Origin of the sequence: Lactobacillus sp. ESL0228, assembly GCF_003692825.1 — a bacterium.
Classification (GTDB): domain Bacteria; phylum Bacillota; class Bacilli; order Lactobacillales; family Lactobacillaceae; genus Lactobacillus.
On the sequence record NZ_REHJ01000008.1, the window covers coordinates 220,328 to 238,840 of the forward strand.

At 35.9% G+C, this 18,513-nt stretch carries 17 protein-coding genes and 1 other annotated feature; of the genes, 1 reads left to right on the forward strand and 16 read right to left on the reverse strand.

Annotation, left to right across the window (positions count from 1 at the left end):
- Window position 1 precedes the first annotated feature (1 nt).
- Complete coding sequence (locus F5ESL0228_RS04475; RefSeq protein ID WP_122018270.1) at window positions 2-946, forward strand: sugar-binding transcriptional regulator; 945 nt, start codon at window positions 2-4, stop codon at window positions 944-946.
- Here the strand turns inward: F5ESL0228_RS04475 and citX are convergent.
- From citX to F5ESL0228_RS08555, 16 genes are all read right to left on the reverse strand, one after another.
- Window positions 943-1,485 (reverse strand): citrate lyase holo-[acyl-carrier protein] synthase, encoded by a 543-nt coding sequence (gene citX, locus F5ESL0228_RS04480; protein ID WP_122022987.1) that lies wholly within the window; start codon window positions 1,483-1,485, stop codon window positions 943-945. The two genes, F5ESL0228_RS04475 and citX, sit on opposite strands and share 4 nt — an antisense overlap.
- A gap of 132 nt (window positions 1,486-1,617) precedes the next feature.
- A complete protein-coding gene (citF, locus tag F5ESL0228_RS04485) occupies window positions 1,618-3,156 on the reverse strand; it encodes a citrate lyase subunit alpha (protein WP_122018272.1) in 1,539 nt (512 codons plus the stop codon).
- Window positions 3,146-4,060, reverse strand: coding sequence for an aldolase/citrate lyase family protein (locus F5ESL0228_RS04490; RefSeq protein ID WP_122018273.1), 915 nt, complete (start codon window positions 4,058-4,060; stop codon window positions 3,146-3,148). The genes citF and F5ESL0228_RS04490 overlap by 11 nt, the downstream gene beginning before the upstream one ends.
- Before the next feature lie 5 nt (window positions 4,061-4,065).
- Window positions 4,066-4,359, reverse strand: coding sequence for a citrate lyase acyl carrier protein (gene citD / locus F5ESL0228_RS04495; protein ID WP_122018274.1), 294 nt, complete (start codon window positions 4,357-4,359; stop codon window positions 4,066-4,068).
- Window positions 4,349-5,404 (reverse strand): [citrate (pro-3S)-lyase] ligase, encoded by a 1,056-nt coding sequence (citC, locus tag F5ESL0228_RS04500; RefSeq protein WP_122018275.1) that lies wholly within the window; start codon window positions 5,402-5,404, stop codon window positions 4,349-4,351. The genes citD and citC overlap by 11 nt, the downstream gene beginning before the upstream one ends.
- A 12-nt stretch (window positions 5,405-5,416) precedes the next feature.
- Window positions 5,417-6,217 (reverse strand): alpha/beta fold hydrolase, encoded by an 801-nt coding sequence (locus tag F5ESL0228_RS04505; protein ID WP_122023202.1) that lies wholly within the window; start codon window positions 6,215-6,217, stop codon window positions 5,417-5,419.
- The gene (locus F5ESL0228_RS04510) at window positions 6,217-7,683 is read right to left on the reverse strand and encodes a DASS family sodium-coupled anion symporter (protein ID WP_122022988.1); all 1,467 of its coding nucleotides are present in this window, start codon (window positions 7,681-7,683) and stop codon (window positions 6,217-6,219) included. Before F5ESL0228_RS04510 ends, F5ESL0228_RS04505 begins: the two co-directional genes overlap by 1 nt.
- A 15-nt stretch (window positions 7,684-7,698) precedes the next feature.
- Entirely contained in the window at window positions 7,699-8,397 is a 699-nt protein-coding gene (locus tag F5ESL0228_RS04515) for an RraA family protein (protein ID WP_122018278.1), read from the reverse strand.
- Between the two features lie 19 nt (window positions 8,398-8,416).
- Complete coding sequence (locus F5ESL0228_RS04520; RefSeq protein ID WP_122022989.1) at window positions 8,417-9,346, reverse strand: L-lactate dehydrogenase; 930 nt, start codon at window positions 9,344-9,346, stop codon at window positions 8,417-8,419.
- A 336-nt stretch (window positions 9,347-9,682) separates the two neighbouring features.
- The gene (locus F5ESL0228_RS04525; protein ID WP_122022990.1) at window positions 9,683-11,080 is read right to left on the reverse strand and encodes a flavocytochrome c; all 1,398 of its coding nucleotides are present in this window, start codon (window positions 11,078-11,080) and stop codon (window positions 9,683-9,685) included.
- Between the two features lie 24 nt (window positions 11,081-11,104).
- Window positions 11,105-12,508: a class II fumarate hydratase gene (locus F5ESL0228_RS04530; protein ID WP_122022991.1), complete on the reverse strand. Its 1,404-nt coding sequence runs from the start codon at window positions 12,506-12,508 to the stop codon at window positions 11,105-11,107.
- Between the two features lie 153 nt (window positions 12,509-12,661).
- Complete coding sequence (brnQ, locus tag F5ESL0228_RS04535; RefSeq protein WP_122022992.1) at window positions 12,662-14,035, reverse strand: branched-chain amino acid transport system II carrier protein; 1,374 nt, start codon at window positions 14,033-14,035, stop codon at window positions 12,662-12,664.
- Window positions 14,036-14,096: 61 nt separating this feature from the next.
- Window positions 14,097-14,331 (reverse strand) — a binding site (T-box leader).
- A gap of 69 nt (window positions 14,332-14,400) precedes the next feature.
- On the reverse strand, window positions 14,401-15,045 hold the full coding sequence (locus F5ESL0228_RS04540; RefSeq protein WP_122018283.1) for a copper homeostasis protein CutC: 645 nt from the start codon (window positions 15,043-15,045) through the stop codon (window positions 14,401-14,403).
- A gap of 216 nt (window positions 15,046-15,261) precedes the next feature.
- Complete coding sequence (locus tag F5ESL0228_RS04545) at window positions 15,262-16,677, reverse strand: DASS family sodium-coupled anion symporter (protein WP_122022993.1); 1,416 nt, start codon at window positions 16,675-16,677, stop codon at window positions 15,262-15,264.
- A gap of 20 nt (window positions 16,678-16,697) precedes the next feature.
- Window positions 16,698-17,744: an FMN-binding protein gene (locus F5ESL0228_RS08550; RefSeq protein WP_255409565.1), complete on the reverse strand. Its 1,047-nt coding sequence runs from the start codon at window positions 17,742-17,744 to the stop codon at window positions 16,698-16,700.
- Window positions 17,741-18,508: an FAD-binding protein gene (locus tag F5ESL0228_RS08555; protein WP_255409566.1), complete on the reverse strand. Its 768-nt coding sequence runs from the start codon at window positions 18,506-18,508 to the stop codon at window positions 17,741-17,743. Before F5ESL0228_RS08555 ends, F5ESL0228_RS08550 begins: the two co-directional genes overlap by 4 nt.
- Window positions 18,509-18,513 lie beyond the last annotated feature (5 nt).

Here is an 18,513-nt window from a genome sequence, read left to right on the forward strand (position 1 = left end):
AATGACATTATTAACAAATGAGCAACTTGCCAATATTGCACATGATTATTTTTTGAGTCATCTTAACATTGCTGATATCTCTAAAAAATATAATCTTTCACGTTATCTCATCACAAAAGCAATTGAAGATGCTCAAGATAAGGGAATAGTTAAAATTAGTATTTACCAAAGTCCAAAAAGATCACAAAATTTAGAGCGAGAATTACAACGGCTGTTTAATCTCAAGGAAGTTGATATTTTAGAAGATTTAGAAACTAAAAATCAAGATAACGAAATGATTGTTAACTATGCTGCTAAACAAATTCAAAATTATGTTAAATCTGCTAGTGTTATTGGTTTAACATGGGGAACACTACTTCGTGATATTATTAATAATTTTGCTGAAGAAAATCGTGAAAATTTAACTTTTCTGCAATTGGTTGGGCAACCTGTCAACACCAGTAAACGTAAGCGCCAGCTAACACAAGTTGCCGCTAATAAATTTAATGCGCAGTGTGTTGACTTCTCCGCACCTTTATATTCCTTAAACCCACAACTAATTACAGATATTAAGGAAGAACCATATTATAAATTTGTTGAACAATACTTTCCACGCCTTGATTTGATTTTTGCAAGTATTGGGACCGCTCAATCGCTTGAATCCGGACAATTTTTTATGGAGCACTATGCAGACAAATTGTTTGCTCATCTAGATAGAACACAAATTGCAGGGATAATTTTCGGAAGACCATATGATATCAAAGGCAACTTTTACCAGCCTATTGAAAACCATATCTGTGGTATCAAATTGGCTGATATTATGAACGTACCTGACCGCTTTGTCATCGTTAAAAACCGTTTCAAAGAAGACGCTTTATTAGGTGCTTTGCGCAGTGGCATTATTACTCATCTAATAACCACAAGTGGCATCGCTAAAAGAGTTTTGCTAAAAAATCAAACTCTTTAATTAAAATATTTATTATAAAGATGAGTAAGATAATTCTGGAGTTCGTCAATTGAATGACGCCGTGAACGAGCACAATCTTTCGCAGGTCGATTACATAAAAAGCAGCGACGACTGATCTGATTAAGTTCAGATCTCGATAAAGCCTGCTTTTTATTTTTGACTAAAACATCAGCATCAAATAAACGATTTAACTCAGTCTTGTCCTCAAACCTAATTGCAACCTTTTTTACAAGTTGACTATTCTCAAATAATAAATAAAAGTTTTCCATTCCTGCAGGTTCGTCCCATGTGACCATTACTGAATATTTTAGCCCATTTTTTAATAATTCTTGTTCCAATTGATTACAACCATGCTTAAATATTTGCTTTAAATAGCGATTGTTTTTAATCGGTCCCGGAACATTTAATTTCACATCAAGCAATATACCTTGTGGATATTGCTCGAAAATTTTGTTTTGTAATTGAACCCTCCTATCTTTTTGTGCCAATACCTCAGTAATTCCCTGCTTTTCTCCTTCACCAAAAATTGATTTAATCATTAACTAACCTCAATTCTAATTATTTTGGAATTAGCAATTATATTTCCTAAAAACTTATTTTATTGTAACTTAATTCAGCTATACAAAAACCCCAAAATTTAACAATTTTGGGGTTTGTAATAAATATTATTATTAATCTTTAACTTCTTTAATGGTATCAATAATTGTACCATCACGATATTGAATTAAAGCAACTGTCCGATCAGTATATTCAAGAGCCTTAGGAACACCAACTTGTTGTTCTGCCATCTTTTGTAAGTCTTTGATATCAACAATCTTGAGATCAGGAACTTTACTAAAGGCTTCAAGTAAGTCAGGACGATTCGGGTTAATTGCTATGCCACGTTCAGTTACTAAAACATCAATTGATTTTCCTGGAGTAACAACAGTTTCAACTGCTGGAACTACCGTTGCATTGCGTCCACGAACTAATGGAGCTGTGATAATTGTCATTTTAGCAGAAGCAGCATCTTGGTGACCACCAATTGCACCGCGAATTACGCCGTCAGAGCCAGTCATCACGTTAACATTAAAATCAGTATCAATTTGCAATGCTGACAAAATTGCAACATCTAAATTATTAACCACTGCCCCTTTATTATGAGGATCAGCATACCATGAAGCATCAATTTCTTGTTGATTCTTATTCTTAGCCATTGACGATGCAGCACCCTTGTCAAAGTCCTGAACATCCATAATCTTCTTAACTAGACCCTCATCAAGTAAATCGGTAGTTGGTTTAGTAATTCCACCTAATGCAAAAGATGCGGTAATTCCGTCATCTAGCATTGATTGGCGCAAATAACGAGTTACAGCTAATGCTGCTCCACCAGAACCAGTTTGGAATGAGAATCCTTCTTTATAATATGGTGAATTAACAATAACTTGATTAACCATTTGGGCAATCTTTAATTCTTTAGGATCTTTCGTGAACCGAGTAGCACCGGATCCAATTTTATCAGGATCACCAATTTGGTCTACCTTAACAACATAGTCGACTTGGGTTTGCTTGATTGAAGCTGGTGTATTAGGATAATCAACAACATTATCAGTAAGCAGGACAACTTTATCAGCATATTGCGCATCAATTAAAGCATAGCCAAGTGACCCGAAGACTGCGTCTCCTTCTTGGCCATTAGCATTTCCCGCAGGGTCAGAGTTTGGCACACCCAAAAAGGCAACATCAATTTTGATTTCACCCTCTTCAATAGACCGTGCCCGATTACCATGTGAGCGAAAGATTACAGGATTTTTCAAGCCACCATGAGAAACGAAGTCGCCTAAACTACCACGCATTCCTGATGAAGTAATATTTGTAATTACACCCTTTTTGATTGCTTCAATAACTTTGTCATTCATTACACCGGTTAGAGATGATGGTGCCAGTGTCAAATCTTGATATCCTAATTTAATTATTAGATCCATGACCTTATTGAAGGCAAAATCACCATTTCTAAAGTGGTGGTGGAAAGAAATAGTCATACCATTTTTAAGAGTCTTTTTAATTACTTCTTCAAGTGAATTAACAACCTTATTTTCACCAGTGGTTACATGAACCTTAGGTGCAACCCGATTTACATCAGGATTACCGATTTCAACTGATTCAAATGGTTTTAATCCCATTTCAGACATTAAGTTTTCTGGTAATTCACGCTTAACTTTATTCTCCAATGTAATTACCCTCCTCATCGATCAAATTAGATGCTTTGGCTGTTTCAATTACGCGATTGGCTTTTTCAACTACTGGCTTGTCAACCATCTTACCATTCATTGATATAACACCAGAACCCTTAGCTTTGGCTTCACGAATCGCATTTTGAACTGCCTGAGCATTTTCAATTTCATCTTTAGTTGGATTAAAGACTTGATTAACCATTGCTACCTGTCGTGGATTAACTAACGATTTCCCATCATAGCCTAATTCATAAATATAGTTAGTTTCACGGAAGAAACCTTCTGTATCATTCATATTTGAAAAAACAGTATCGAAAGCATAAACACCAGCAGCACGAGCAGATTGTAAAACCATATTACGTGCAAACTCTAATTCACGCCCATCAGGATAACGATGAGTATGCATATCAGCTGTATAGTCTTCACCCGATACGGCAAGTCCCATCATCAATGGACTTGCTGTGGCAATTTCTGGGGAATTTAAAACACCCTTTGCACTTTCAATTGCGGCCATAACACCAATTGAGCCTTTTTCAACACCATATTCTTCTTCAGCTGCTTCCATATCTTTTACAAGTTTTTGAATCATTGCAGCTGATTCAGTTTTAGGTAAACGAATCACATCAACACCAGCGCGAACCATTGCTTTAACATCTTCATCATAAAATGGTGTATCTTGACCATTGATCCGAACGACAATTTCAGCACCACCAAAATCAACGGTTTTGATGGCATTATAAACAAGCATTCTGGCAGCATCTTTTTCTGTTAAAGAAACCGCATCTTCTAGGTCAAGCATGATCGAATCAGCACCGTATATTCCAGCATCTTTAACCATAGCTGGGTTATTACCAGGAACAAACATCATTGTTCGACGCAAACGATTTTTAACATAAGTCATTTTTACTATAATACCTCCAATTCTGGATGATTTGAGGTTTCTGTGGCTCTTTGTGCAGCAGCTAAAGTTCTAGCAGCAATTACACAGTCAAGGGCACCTTTATCAGTAGCCTTAACCTTTGCATTTTCAATACCGTACTTAGTTAGAGTATCGATAATGACTTTCTTTATTTGTTCGCCGTAAGCCTTAATAACTTCAGATTCCAAATCTATTTCAATTCCATTATTTCCTTGAGTAATCATAATTTGGATATCTGACGATTCCAAGGTGCCTGCAACACCAATCGTCTTAATTTCCATCTATTTTCATTCCTTTCTTAATCCTATCTTGTAATTCACGATAATGTTCATAAATAAATTGCATTGTTGTAGTTGGAACATAGGCTTCAATATCGTTGATTTTATTTTGCTTAATCAGTTGACGTACTTGAGTAGCTGTTATGACTTTTTCATTAACTGTAAAGCGATCAACAATTTTAACCTCAATATTTGGTCTAAGGATTCGAATCAAGCTTTGATTATAAACATTAGTAGTATTAGAAAATGGTTCTGTTCCTAAATATCGCCGACTAATTGCTAAATTAGGAGCAATCTTATTTTTAAAAACAAGTGCATCAATTTCTGTTTGAGTAGCAATCAAATCATCTGGTGACTTTAAAAAGTAAGCAGGAAAAGTTGATTTCGATACCAGATAATCGCTTCCACTTAAGACGATTACATTCTTTAAATCTGCAGTTCCAGATTTAACTAAGTTCATTCGTTCATTAGATGAAAATAATGAGGCATCAGTTGAAACTACAAATAAATAAACTAAATCATTTTCTTGACTCGCCAATTGCACAAGTTGCCTGTGCCCCATTGTAAAGGGATTAGCATTCATTACTATTGCCGCTATTTTCTTTTCATTCTGCTTTTCGATTCGCGGAATTGCCTTCACAAAATCATTAATGTCTGGCGTGCCACTTTCTAAAAAAGCGGCAACATCATTATGAGCTAGTTCCGTAAATCCAAGATGAGAAAAACTTTGAGAATACTGTGTTTTTGTAAAAACAAAACTATGAAAAATTTTTTGAGCAAATAAATACTGTTGTAAAGCTGTTACAATCTGATTAAATCTTGCACCTGAAACTGCTTCATCCTTTGAAACAGCAACATATTTGAGAACATTATCGGCAACGCTACCAGTTCCTACGAGCTTACCATCGTCATTAACTAATCCGAATGTATGATCGATAACATCAATTTCTCGTGGACTAAAATTGCTTAAGCCGTGTTTCTTTAAAAAGCTTTGCCACTTTTCACGTGTCTGCAAGTTATTTAAATATAAGTCAATGATTTTATCCATTACTTATTCTTTCTATACATTAGAGCAAGATAGGAAATTACATATTTCGTTATACATGATTTCAGGCTGCTCTGCTTGAATCAAGTGACCACAATTTGTAACTACACTAGTTTTAATATGAGAGTTCATTTTTTCTAGTGCACCTGCAAAATGATAGTCAAAGAACGGTGAATTTTCACCTGCTAAAACCAGCATTGGTTTCTTTAAATCAAGCAACACATCGCGCCAATCTTGTTCAGCATGATCAATTCTACATTGAAAATTATCTTCTGCTCGATATGGAAAATCGTGTGCAGCTTTCTTAGCTAGCGCAAACATATCATCGTCAATATGAGCATATATACCGCTACCAAAATCAGCCTTTAAATAATTAGGAAAATTATTCCACGATAAGCCTTTAAAGCCATAATTCCAACTGTCATCATTGATCATTTTAGGTGGCTGATCGAGATCGATTAAGCACGCCAAATGACTATCTCCGTACAGTGAAAGGTATGCCCATAAATTAGCAGCTCCCATTGAATTCCCAATTCCAATAATATTGGTTAAGTTTAACCTGTTAATGAGTTCAGCAAGATCTGCCGCATGGCGACTAATTCGTTGCCCTCGATAAGTCCGTGCTGATAATCCTTGATTACGTGGATCAAGAATAATGAATCGATATTGCTTTCGGAAAAGTTCAAATGCTTTAAACCACATTTGAGCATAACCACCAATTCCAGGAATAGCTAAAATAGGTTGTTTATTTTCTTGACTATCATAATAATGTAACCTGATTCCATCATTGGTTATCAGATTAGCTTCATGTAACATTACCAAACACCGATAACTTTCATCCAAAGTGTCCCAATCACTCCGAAGATTAACAGATAAATGAGACCAAGAATAAAGTTATATTTCCACCATTCACCCTGTTTAATATATCCAGTTGTTGCAAGAATTGAAGCTGGACCATTAGCATAATGAGTAGTTGATGCATTGAAGGCACCAGTAAAAGCAAGTAACATAGCTGCCAATCCGATTGGAGCACCTGTCGCTACCGCAACAGATAAAAATGGTAAGTACAAAGCAGTCATGTGAGCAGTACCACTTGCAAAGAAGTAGTGAGTATAGAACATTAGAATAACTAGAATTGCTAACACAATTCCCCAACTAACTCCGTGCAATCCACCTTGAATTGTCTTTGAGAACCAATCAATAAAGCCAAATGAAATTAGCTTACTTGCCATATAAACTAAAATTGAAAGCCAAATTAGAATATTCCATGCGCCTGTCTGCTTTAAAGCATCATTCATTGTTAACACACCAGTTAATAACAAAAGACCAACTGCCAAAAATGCAATAAAGGTTGAATCTAACTGTGGAATATCAAAAATTCCGGATAAAACCCATAAAACAATTGCTAATAAGAATACTGCAGACATGATTTTTTCGGGCTTAGTAACAGGACCCATCTTTTTAAGCCGATCATCTGCCCATTTTTCTGCATTAGGAGTTTCCTTAATTTCTGGTGGGAAAATTTTGTAAATGACGATTGGGATAACGATTGTAGCAACTAAAACAGGTACAATTGCTGCTGTAAACCAACCTATCCAAGTCATGTTATAACCTTTTTGGGCAGCCATTTGAGATGCCACCATATTAGGAGCAGCACCAGTAATAAACAATGCCGTAGATAAAATATTTGCATGAAACGCAATAAAGCTCAAATATGCACCAATTTTTTTTCGTGATGGGTCATTAGGTAGTGAATCATAATCTTTTGAAATCGATTCAGTGACTGGCCAAACAACGCCCCCAGTTCTAGCACTGTTAGATGGGATTAATGCTCCCAAGATTAGTTCCAAGGCAGTAATCGCATAGCTAATTCCAATTGAACGTTTTCCAAATTTACGAATCATCCAATAAGCAATTCGATTACCTAAACCAGTCTTACTAATACCATAAGCCATGATAAACGCCATCGCAATTAGCCATGCAGCCGAATTACTAAAGGCACTTAAAATTCCTGCATTAACAACACCTGTTTTAGGATTAACTTCGTCCTTTATTGGTGCTAAACCAACTAAAACTGTAACAATTAATCCAATTAAAGTTGTACCCCCAATTGGTAATGGCTTTGTGATACAACCAACAATAGTTGCTACAAACACAGCAAACATTTCCCATGCTTGTGCAGACAATCCAGCTGGTCGCATAGGAGTAAAGCACCATAAGGCAATACCAATTATTAATGGTAAAATAAAGCCTTTGTAATTTACTTTTTCTAATTTCTCCATAATTACCCTCATTAATTATGGGCGATAAATATCGTCAATAATCCTATAATTCTTTTTCTTTAATTCTTCATCAAGCCAATTCAAATTGCCTGTTCCATCATGAAAGCTCGCTGCTTTGGCATCATCTTCTTTATGAAACTGTTGAACAACAGGTAATAGCTCGGCTGCTCTTTGTCTAGCAACCTTGACTACACCATCAGCATCACCTAGGATTAAATCGCCTGGATTAACACTAACATTACCACAAGATACCGGAACATTTATCTCTCCAGGGCCTTCCTTATATGGTCCATTAGGTGTTGTGCTTACAGCGTATATCGGTAATTCCCAATTTTGTAAACTATCAATATCACGGATAGGGCCATCAACTACAACTCCAGCAACATGCCTTTGGTCACGTAACCATGTCATCATTACTTCACCGATAACTGCACGGGTGTTATCACCCTCATTGTCAATCACAATGACATCGCCTTCATGGCAATATTTAAGAGCAGCATAAATAGTTAGATTATCACCAGGACGATTATGTACGGTGAAAGCCGGTCCACACATTTGTTGTTTCGGCTTGGACATCAAGTTAATTCTTGGTGCCATTGCTCCTCTTCTATTCATACAATCTGCCACATTTGAAGTAGGTAGTGTTCGATATGCCTCAATCAAATCTGGATTTGGAAGATTTCTCTTTAAAAATATTCTTTTACCAACTTGCATTAACTAGGCCTTCTTTTGATTAATCTAAATTAATATCTGCTAAAACTTCCTGCATTTTATCAGCTGAATTAACCATTTTCTTCATTTCTGCATCTGATAAATTAGCTTCAATAACATGACTAATTCCTGAACCATTAATTGCAGTTGGAGTTCCTAAGTATAAATCATGCTTAATACCATATTCCCCATTAATTGGTGCTGAAAGTGGTAAAACAATTGAACGATTATCCAAAATTGCACCAACAATTTGTGCCAACATCATAGCAATTCCATAGAAAGTTGCACCTTTATTTTCAATGATTTGGCCACCTTTTTGACGAATATCGCTTTCAATTCTAGCTAATTCATCATCATCAATTCCATTACAATCTTTTAGTGATTTGCCTGAAATTGTTGACTCATCGAAGTTTTCAAATGAAGTATCGCCATGTTCGCCAAGAACCATCGAATTAACTTCTGATAGTGATACGTTCATTTTCTTAGCTAATTCAACTTGTAAACGAGCCGAATCAAGTGACGTCCCTGTACCAATAACTTTTTGTTTAGGAAAACCAGATAATTTTTGGGTTAACGTTGTTAAAATATCGACTGGATTAGCAGAAACAACAAAAACACCATCAAATCCAGATTTAACTACTGGTTGAATAATACTCTTTAAAATTGAAACATTTTTATTAACAAGATCTAATCTTGTTTCGCCTGGTTTGCGTGGAACACCTGCTGTAATTACAACCACATCAGCATCCTTAGCATCGGAGTATTCACCTGGATGAATATCGCAATCACCAGCAAATGGTGTAATGTCTTCTAGATCCATTGAATCACCAACTGGACGTTTCTTTACAACATCTGTAATGATTAATTCATCAACTTTAGTATGTTGCAACAGGTCATTAGCAAAAGTAGAACCAACTGCCCCATCACCTACAAGTAATACTTTTCTAGTCATAAATTATTTCCTTTCATTTACAAAAAATGTAATCCTTTACAAAATTAATTATAGAAGTGATTGTTATAATTTGCAATATTTAAAATAAATATTCTTATTTTTGAAATTTATAAAAGCAAGAATTAATCGATATTAGTCGTTATAAACATTCCTAATATCAAGTGATTAGTAATTTGTTTTATTAGAAATAGTCTTGAATCTTAAATTATTAATTTAATAATTTATATTCAAGTATGTCATTCTCGATTGCCACTTTAATAATCACTCTTATCATACAAAAGGGTACTAAAACCCTTTATGGATCTAGCACCCTTTCAGCTTTCAAATTATTAATAATTATTTTTCGTTGCGAATAAACTTTGTCATCTGCATCCCAGCTTGACGACCAAAGACAACCGTTTCAGCAACTGAATTACCACCAATTCTGTTATTACCATGAAGTCCACCAGAAACCTCACCAGCAGCATATAACCCATTGATAACATTACCATTAGTATCCAAAACCTCGGTCTTAGAATTAATGTGAATACCACCCATTGTGTAGTGAATTGCTGGATTAATATGAATTGCAAAGAATGGTCCCTTTTCAATCGAACGATCCATTCCAGTAGTTCTGCCAAACTCACCATCATTCTTGGTATTTACGGCTTCATTCCAAGTTTTAATGGTTTCTTTTAGATTAGAACTATTAACATCAATTGCTTGCGCAAGATCTGCTAAATTATCACCATGTTTAACCAAGCCAATGTGATCATAAAATTCAACGGCTGTAAAATTATCACGAATACTTTGATCAAAAATAAGGTAAGCACCTTCTTCATTCAAATTTGTAATAGCATTGGAAACAATTTTACGAGTGTTCATTTCATTAACAAATCTTTTACCAGATTTATTAACTAAGATAGCACCCTCACCACGCAAACCTTCGCCAATCAAATAAACGTGATCAGTATCCGTTTGAGCAGTTGGGTGAACCTGAATAAAATCCATTTGTTCTAATTGAGCATCAATTTGATCAGCTAATTTTAGTCCATCCCCAGTTGCACCTGGTTGATTAGTTGTCTTGTAGTCAACTAAGTCAGGACGATATTTCTTGATCAATTCATTGGAAGAACCAAATCCACCTGATGCGAGCAAAACAGCTTTAGCATTAACAGTCTTTGTTCCCCCTTCAGTTTCAAGTTGAACACCAACAACATTCTTATTCTCATCTTGCAAGAGTTTGATTACCTTAGTGTTATTAAAGACAGGGACACCTTCTTGCTGTATTTGCTTTAACGCCCCAGTTATCAGATAGTTACCAACAGGAGCCATTGATGCCGGACGGTGAGCACGCTTTTTACTCATCCCACCAGTAATGGTTAAGTTAGTTAATTCGATTCCATGGTTGAGCAACCAGTCAATTGCAGCAGCTGAATGATCGACAAAGTATCGTAATAATTCACGATCATTCAGCAGTCCTCCACCTTTGAGAGTTTCTTGATAAAAATCTTCTTTATTATCAATGATTCCCTCATTTAATTGAACTAAACTTTCAGAGGCATTCATTCCAGAAGATGCGCGAGTTGTGTTACCACCTAAGGATGCGTTTTTTTCAAATACAGCCACATTCAAGCCTAGTTCATGAGCCTGAATTGCAGCGGTTAAACCTGCTCCGCCGGCACCTACGATAATTGCATCGTAATAACTTGCGATTTCAGAACTTTTATTTGGGGTAAAGACAAATTTTGCCATTTAAATAATTCTCCTCTGTGTTTCTTATTCTTCAGGCTCAGTCCGATCAATATTGGTCATTTGCATGTAATCCATCCATTCATCGTACTGTTCCTCAGTTACTTCACCACTCTTAAGAGCGGCTTCTTTTAGGGTAGTACCCTCTCTATCAGCTGTCTGCGCAATTTTAGCAGCTGCGTGATAGCCAATATGTGGTGATAAGGCTGTAACTGTCATCAGTGAATTTTCAAGTAATTCATCCATCTTTTCAGAGTTGACAGTTAAACCAGAAATCATCTTATCAGCAAAGCCAGTGATTGTACCAGTTAATATATCACAGGTATCAAGAAAAGCAGCAATCATTACCGTTTTATAAACATTCATTTCAAAGTTACCTTGAGAAGCAGTAAAAGTAATTGTTGTATCATTACCAAAAACTTTCGCAGCAGCCATGGTAACTGCTTCAGCTTGAGTAGGGTTAACCTTACCTGGCATGATTGATGACCCCGGCTCATTAGCTGGAATATTCAGCTCATGATAAGCGGCTCTTGGACCAGAAGCCAAAAAACGAACATCTTGAGCAATTTTGAACATATCAGCTGCCAATGTTTTAAGGGCACCATGAACAACAGCAATTCCAGAGTGGTGAGCTAAGCCCCAGAATTTATTAGTTTTAACTTTAAATTCATGACCGTAGACTGCGGATAATTTGGTAGCAATCTTTTCGGTCATTCCTGGTGCAGCGTTCAGACCAGTTCCGACAGCAGTTCCACCAATCGCTAATTCGTAAAGCGTTGGTTTCAATTCTTGAATATAAGCCAAATCATGCTTTAGTGCAGCAATATAACCGGAAACTTCCTGACCAAAAGTAATCGGTGTTGCATCTTGCAAGTGAGTCCGACCAACTTTAACTGTCTTCCAATATTTATCCTGTTTAATCTTTAATTCATCAATCAAATGCTGAACAGCTGGCTCCAAGTTATCAAGAGCCTCAACAGCAACAATATTCATTGCAGTTGGGAAAGTATCATTAGATGATTGACCTCGGTTAACGTCATCATTAGGTAAGATATTAAGTCCAGGATGAAGTTTGTTAGCTAGATTGGCAACAACCTCATTCACATTCATATTACTTTGAGTACCCGAACCTGTTTGTAAAACGTGTAAAGGAAAATCTTTACGTAAGTCATCATCACTTAAGGTTAACAAATGATCAATTGCATCTTCTATTGCTTGACCCTTTTCTTTAGGCTCATCGCCGACTTCAACGTTTGATTCGGCTGCTGCTTTTTTTAAATTCAAAAAAGCACGAACAATTGCTAATGGCATATATTCACCACTTGGGAAATTATTTCGACTTCTTTCAGTTTGAGGTCCCCATAGGGCATCTTTAGGAATTTTAACTGGCCCAATAGTATCACTTTCGATACGATATTCTTCTTCACTCATCGTAATTCTCCTTTAAATTATTTTTTAATTTTAACTATGTTCTGTCATCATCGACTTTTAAACTTATAATACCTAGTTTTTATCATTTTTTCAATATTTTAAAAAATAAAGCGCTATTATTCAAAAATTTAAAATGCATCACAACTACGGCTTTTACAACTTATTCTTCTGTGCTAAAAAATGACTGACCAGTCCAAGCAATAAACCCATTAAAGCAGGAATTACCCAGTCCATCCCAATATTTGCTAGTGGTAAAAATTTCATTTGCAAATATTCCAACTGCAAAGCCCAGGATTGCCGACTAATAACTGGTGGAAACGAGGTAATCATATCTAGGATCGCTGGAATTACTGTTAAGCTTACCCCCCACGCATAAACTTTTTTATCATAATTAAAATAAATTCCCGTGATTGATAAAATAATTAGTACAATTGCAATTGGATAAAGGAACATTAGCATTGGAGTTGACCAAGAAATGATTGTATTTAACCCAAAGTTGGCAGTTATAAAAGAGGCAATTGTCATAATGGTCAACCAGACATGATAATTAACTTTACTGAAACTGCGATGAAAATCTTGTGCAAATGCCACGAGAAGCCCGACAGCAGTGGTTAAGCATGTTAAAGTAACTAGCGTTGCTAACAATGCATGCCCAAAACCACCTAAATAATATGTAATGATTTGATTAAAAGCTGTTCCTCCTTCTGACGAAATTTTAAAATGATTAAGTGTTGTAGCACCGAGCCAGATTAATCCAATATAAATAATTCCGATTGCTCCAGTGGCCAAGATACCGGCTTTTGCCGTTATTTGTGCATTACTTTTGGCTGAAGTTTTACCTAAATGCCGAACAGCTGAAACAATTGTATAGCCAAATGCTAGTCCAGCCAAAGCATCCATTGTATTGTATCCTTGCAAAAAGCCGTTAAAAAAGCCCTGTCTTTGATAAGCACCCGTTACAACTTGCTTACCAGCTACTCCCATTGGAGAAAGAAAGCTCAATAAAAAAGCAAAAAATAAAAGTAATAAAAAAATAGGATTAAGAATGCGTCCAATGCTATCCAAAATTGTCGACTGATTGTAAGAAATTAGATACGCTAAAATAAAAAAGATTGCCGAAAAAGCAAGAAGACATGGTCTACTATACTTTTGTGGCAAAACCGGCTGTATGCCAACTGCAAAAGAAATACTAGCTGTTCTTGGGGTAGCAAATAGTGGGCCGAGTGTTAAATGAATCAGGATCATAAAACCAAGTGCAAACTTGTTTCCCAGAGGACGACCAATATCATAAACTCCCTTAGCATGACTTGCACTAATTGCCAAAACAGCCATTAACGGTAATAAAACTGCCGTTAACAAAAATCCGACTGTAGCTATTCCCCATTCAGCACCAGCTAACTGTCCCAAATGAATAGGGAAAATCAAATTTCCTGCTCCAAAAAATAATCCAAATAATAGGGATGCAACTGCTAAATATTGTTTCCAAGTTAAAGGTTCAGTATTTAAATCTTTTTCTATTTTCCTCATTTTATATCCTCTCTTCTCCAATCAAACTATCAGCAATAAAAAAGGCATCCTCGAACTGTTGTTCAAGGATGCCTTAGCATGGTACCACCTATCTTACAATATCAATTGACATTGTCACTTTACGTACAGCATCTCTACGATACGCTAACACGATAATGGGTGTTACCAAACCAAGCTACTGTATTTTCACTCGTTAGCTCCAAGCTACTTTCAAATTGCCTTTACGATTCTTTTTCACCTAGCAGAACTCTCTTATACGTTACCAGCAATTTTACTCTTCTTTTCATCACTTTTGTATTAATAATATTTTAATATTAAACTTATTTTTTGTCAAATAAAATTCAAAGATATAAATAATATTTGCTTTAAATCATCGAAACAATTTTTGTTCCATGCATTTGAGAAACTTTCAACTTAGTTGCTAAACTAGCAAAATTATTGCTAGTAATTCCTCCTCCAGGTAAAATTTCGATTTGATGATCGGCCCAAGTAATTATTTCTTGTAAATGCGTTAAATTCTCATCAATTGGCTGTTCAAGATTTCCCCCATGAGTCAATATTCGGCACACTCCGTGGCTTGCGAGCCACATGAGCGAATCGTGTTGTTTTTCGCGTTTAATTTCATCAAAGGCCATGTGCATAACAACGGGCATTTTTAATGAATCAGTCAATGAAAGTAACCTTAACATTCTAACCTTATCTAACTCTTTTGAAGTAGTTAAACAACCAAAAGTAACTGCATCTGCCTTGAGCATACTTGCAATTTGTATATCATTGACCATGATTTTGATCTCATCATCATTGTAGACAAAATCATCTCCACGGGGTCTAATCATCACAACAACTGGCACATTCTTATTATGCGCAAATTCGATTGAACTCTTAAGAACACCAAAAGATGGTGTAATACCTCCTACATCTAAATCACTATTAAGTTCAACTCGATCTGCTCCCGCAGCTATTGCACGAGTAAGATTAGTAAAATTTTCTACACATGCTTCTTTTAACATTGAATTACCTTCTTTTTTAATCAAACGTATCTAAAAGCTGTTCTAAATGCCTTTAGATAACATTTTTCAAGTTGAGATAACTGCCTAAGTCATTAATTATTGCGTGCTTTTATATTTTAATCTTATCCTTGCTTAGAGGATCAGACAAGTAATCTACTAAAAATTTATAAATAAAAAACACTAGACTATAAATAAAATAGACTAGCGTTTAATTAACTACCACATGCCAATGACTTTAGTCCAAATAAGACCACCGCCAAGCCAGATAATATTTAGGATAACCCCAATAATCGCACTTAGTTTCCACCAATCTTTGTTGGAAACATAACCAGTTGAAGATAAGAGCGCTGCAGGGCCAGCAGAATAACTAGAAGTTGATAAATATAGTGAACCATCTAAAGCCAGCATGAGAGCTGCCATGATTGGTGGAACTCCAGCACCAATTGCGATTGACAAGAAACCTGCATATAATGCAGAAATTTGTGTTGAAACACTCGGGAATAAATAATGTAAATAAAAGTATGCTAAATACAAAATTACTAAAACCCAAATCCAGTTCATTCCATTTAAGGCACTGCCTAAGGTCTTAGAGAACCATGGAAAGAATCCTAATTGCATTAGTTTTTGGGACATTAACATAATAATTGAAAGCCAAGTTAAAATATTCCAAGCAAAGCTTTGGCCAAGAATATCTTTAACATTGATTACTCCGCAAACTAGTAATAATGCAACGGCAATAAAACTAACAAGAGTAGCATCAATTCCAAATTTTGGTCCAACCAGCCAAAGTGCTACAGCTAGAACAAAAACTATGGCCATGATATCTTCTGCAAGGGTCATCTTGCCTAATTCTTTTAATTTGTTATCTGCCCATGCATGAGCGTTGGGAGTTTCTTTAATTTTAGGTGGATAAATTTTATATAAAACAAATGGAACAATTAATAATGAAATAATACCAGGAACAAGTGCGGCTAAGAACCATTGCATCCATGAAATCGTAATATTTTGTGTTTTAGCAATTCCCAATGCAACCATGTTCCCAGCTAATCCAGTCAAAAACATTGTTGAAGTAACAATATTAATCTCATATTCGTTAAAAACAAGGTAGGCTCCCATCTTATCTTGAGTACCTTGTTTTGGATCAGAACCCATTTCTTTAGAAAGATTATCAATTATTGGGTACATAATCCCATTAACTCGAGCATTGTTACTTGGAATACCGATTGCTAAGACTGTCTCAACTATTGATAAAGCATAAGCTAGTCCCAATGTCTTTTTACCAAACGTCTTAACAAAAAAGTAAGCAATCCGCTTGCCTAAGCCTGATTTTATAAAGCCAGCTGCCATAAACATACACATTGCTACCATCCAGGCAGTCGAATTTCCAAAACCAGCAGTAACCTCGTCCATTTTAAAAATTCCTGTTAAAGTAGCAATCACAATCGCAATAATTGTTGTTGCCATCATTGGCAATGGCTTAGTCACACAAGCAATGATCGTTGCAATAAAAATTGCAAATAAATGCCATGCTTGAACATTAATTGCAGTTGGTCTAAATGGCGTTAAGACCCACAGGATGATGCCAATTGCAACTGGCAAAATCCATTTTTTCCATTCAAATTTATCTAACATTTTTACTTCTCCTTAAAACTTTATTGTTTTGCTTTTTTGATAGCTTGGTTAACAGCTTCTTTAAGTGCCTTTGTAGTAGTTGATGCTCCTGATATGGCATCAACTTCAGTAGAATTCTTCAAAACCATTTCTTGGGGAATCTGCTTAATTGCTATTGCACCTATCCCCTCAGTTTCATGACTTTCCAAAACTTCAATCTTTTTAATAGAATTATCTTGATAAGTTACACGTACCAAGATTCGTCCGCCGATCCCACCTTCTGAAGAGCCAAGATACTGGTGTTCACGTAGTTCTATTTGGTCAGTCTTATTACCATCTAGAAGATCATTAATCTTAGGAACTTTTTCAGAAATTGTAATTTGCATATCATTCATTGATGTTTTAGCTGCATTCTCACCAGCAATTTTCCCAAATATTAAACATTCCGCAAGATTACCGCCGCCTTGATAATGATTGGCACACATACCACCAAGCTCACCAGCACCAAACAATCTCTTAATCGGTTCTTCGTTAACATCCAAAATACGTGCCTGGACGTCATGCTTCGGTCCCCCTTGTGTATTTAAAACAACAGGGGCTAACCTAATTGCATAAACTGGCCGTTTCATATCGAATTCTTCTAAGGATTCGGGCTTACGATTGAACTGCATATCATTACCCTGACGGGCAAACTCATTAAATTGTAGTACTGTTTTTCTTAAATTTTTTTCTGGCACGTGTATTTTCCTTGCCAACTCTTGAATTAAATCAGCTTTAACTACCTTTTGGAAAAATTGTTGATACTTAAGTGTATGCTGTTTTTTTTCTTCAATAAATTTTTCAAATTGTTTACTATCGAAAACTAACCATACATTATTGTATGCATGAGGTAATAAATAATCACCATGTTGAGCAATGTGGCCATGTCTATATTTGGCATCTTCTCGCATAAAGCGAGTACCATCATCACCCACTACAAAAATAGAGCCGGATTTAACATTTTTCCAGCCGCTTATTTGCCTGCCACGCTCATTGGCATCTTCAGCAATTACGTAGCCAGGAACAATCCCTAAAGACTCATAATTCACATTTTTGCTCCTACTTCAGCTGCCATTTTCACGCCATCACCATTGTTATACAAAGTTCCTAATGGAGTTAACTTGTTGATATGAAGATAGTCTTGTTGCATTTCTTCATTATTTTCAAATCCGCCCGTAGCTAATACCACACCTTGTTTAGCATGAATATAGTACTGCTTGTGGTTGCGTGAAATTATTACTCCACAGATTTCCCCATTTTCGGAATTTTGTATCAAGTGTTTAGCTTTTGAATTTAACCAAATATCTATTTTATCTGCCCGCTTAATTACTTCATTTCGTATTACCTGCCATAATGCAGCATCAAAATCTTGGTTATGAATTAAGGCAAAATCAAAAGTTTCTGAGCCTTGATATTCGGGATACTCACAGAGAAATTTTTTGTTTGCCAAATGATCTCCAACATGGTAGTCACTTGACCAAATAAATGGATCTATTTTAAAGTATTTTCTGAAATAATCAGGCATTTGGATAAAACCATTAAGATAAACATCCAATATATCTTTATCCATCATAAACGGGGCATTTAGCTGTTTATAATAAGCCGTTATTTTGTCCTTGTCATGAGCCATTGCAACATGTTGAGCGGAATAGCGTGTATTGCCACCCTCATGTCCATAAGGGGCAACATCGACTAATAAAACTTTAGCACCATTATCGGCAGCAAATCGAGCAGCTGTACCGCCAGCTCCGCCAAAGCCTAATACAATTACGTCATAGGTACCATTCCACTTAGTTTTTTCATCGATCTTCATTTTTA

Coding starts and splice junctions, on each gene's coding strand:
- F5ESL0228_RS04540 (WP_122018283.1), bottom strand. CDS start 15,045: ATGTTAAAAGAAGCATGTGTAGAAAATTTTACTAATCTTACTCGTGCA.
- brnQ (WP_122022992.1), bottom strand. CDS start 14,035: ATGAGGAAAATAGAAAAAGATTTAAATACTGAACCTTTAACTTGGAAA.
- citD (WP_122018274.1), bottom strand. CDS start 4,359: ATGGAAATTAAGACGATTGGTGTTGCAGGCACCTTGGAATCGTCAGAT.
- F5ESL0228_RS04515 (WP_122018278.1), bottom strand. CDS start 8,397: ATGCAAGTTGGTAAAAGAATATTTTTAAAGAGAAATCTTCCAAATCCA.
- F5ESL0228_RS04525 (WP_122022990.1), bottom strand. CDS start 11,080: ATGGCAAAATTTGTCTTTACCCCAAATAAAAGTTCTGAAATCGCAAGT.
- F5ESL0228_RS04475 (WP_122018270.1), top strand. CDS start 2: ATGACATTATTAACAAATGAGCAACTTGCCAATATTGCACATGATTAT.
- F5ESL0228_RS04530 (WP_122022991.1), bottom strand. CDS start 12,508: ATGAGTGAAGAAGAATATCGTATCGAAAGTGATACTATTGGGCCAGTT.
- F5ESL0228_RS04490 (WP_122018273.1), bottom strand. CDS start 4,060: ATGACTTATGTTAAAAATCGTTTGCGTCGAACAATGATGTTTGTTCCT.
- F5ESL0228_RS04520 (WP_122022989.1), bottom strand. CDS start 9,346: ATGACTAGAAAAGTATTACTTGTAGGTGATGGGGCAGTTGGTTCTACT.
- F5ESL0228_RS04545 (WP_122022993.1), bottom strand. CDS start 16,677: ATGTTAGATAAATTTGAATGGAAAAAATGGATTTTGCCAGTTGCAATT.
- F5ESL0228_RS08555 (WP_255409566.1), bottom strand. CDS start 18,508: ATGAAGATCGATGAAAAAACTAAGTGGAATGGTACCTATGACGTAATT.
- F5ESL0228_RS04505 (WP_122023202.1), bottom strand. CDS start 6,217: ATGTTACATGAAGCTAATCTGATAACCAATGATGGAATCAGGTTACAT.
- F5ESL0228_RS04510 (WP_122022988.1), bottom strand. CDS start 7,683: ATGGAGAAATTAGAAAAAGTAAATTACAAAGGCTTTATTTTACCATTA.
- citX (WP_122022987.1), bottom strand. CDS start 1,485: ATGATTAAATCAATTTTTGGTGAAGGAGAAAAGCAGGGAATTACTGAG.
- citC (WP_122018275.1), bottom strand. CDS start 5,404: ATGGATAAAATCATTGACTTATATTTAAATAACTTGCAGACACGTGAA.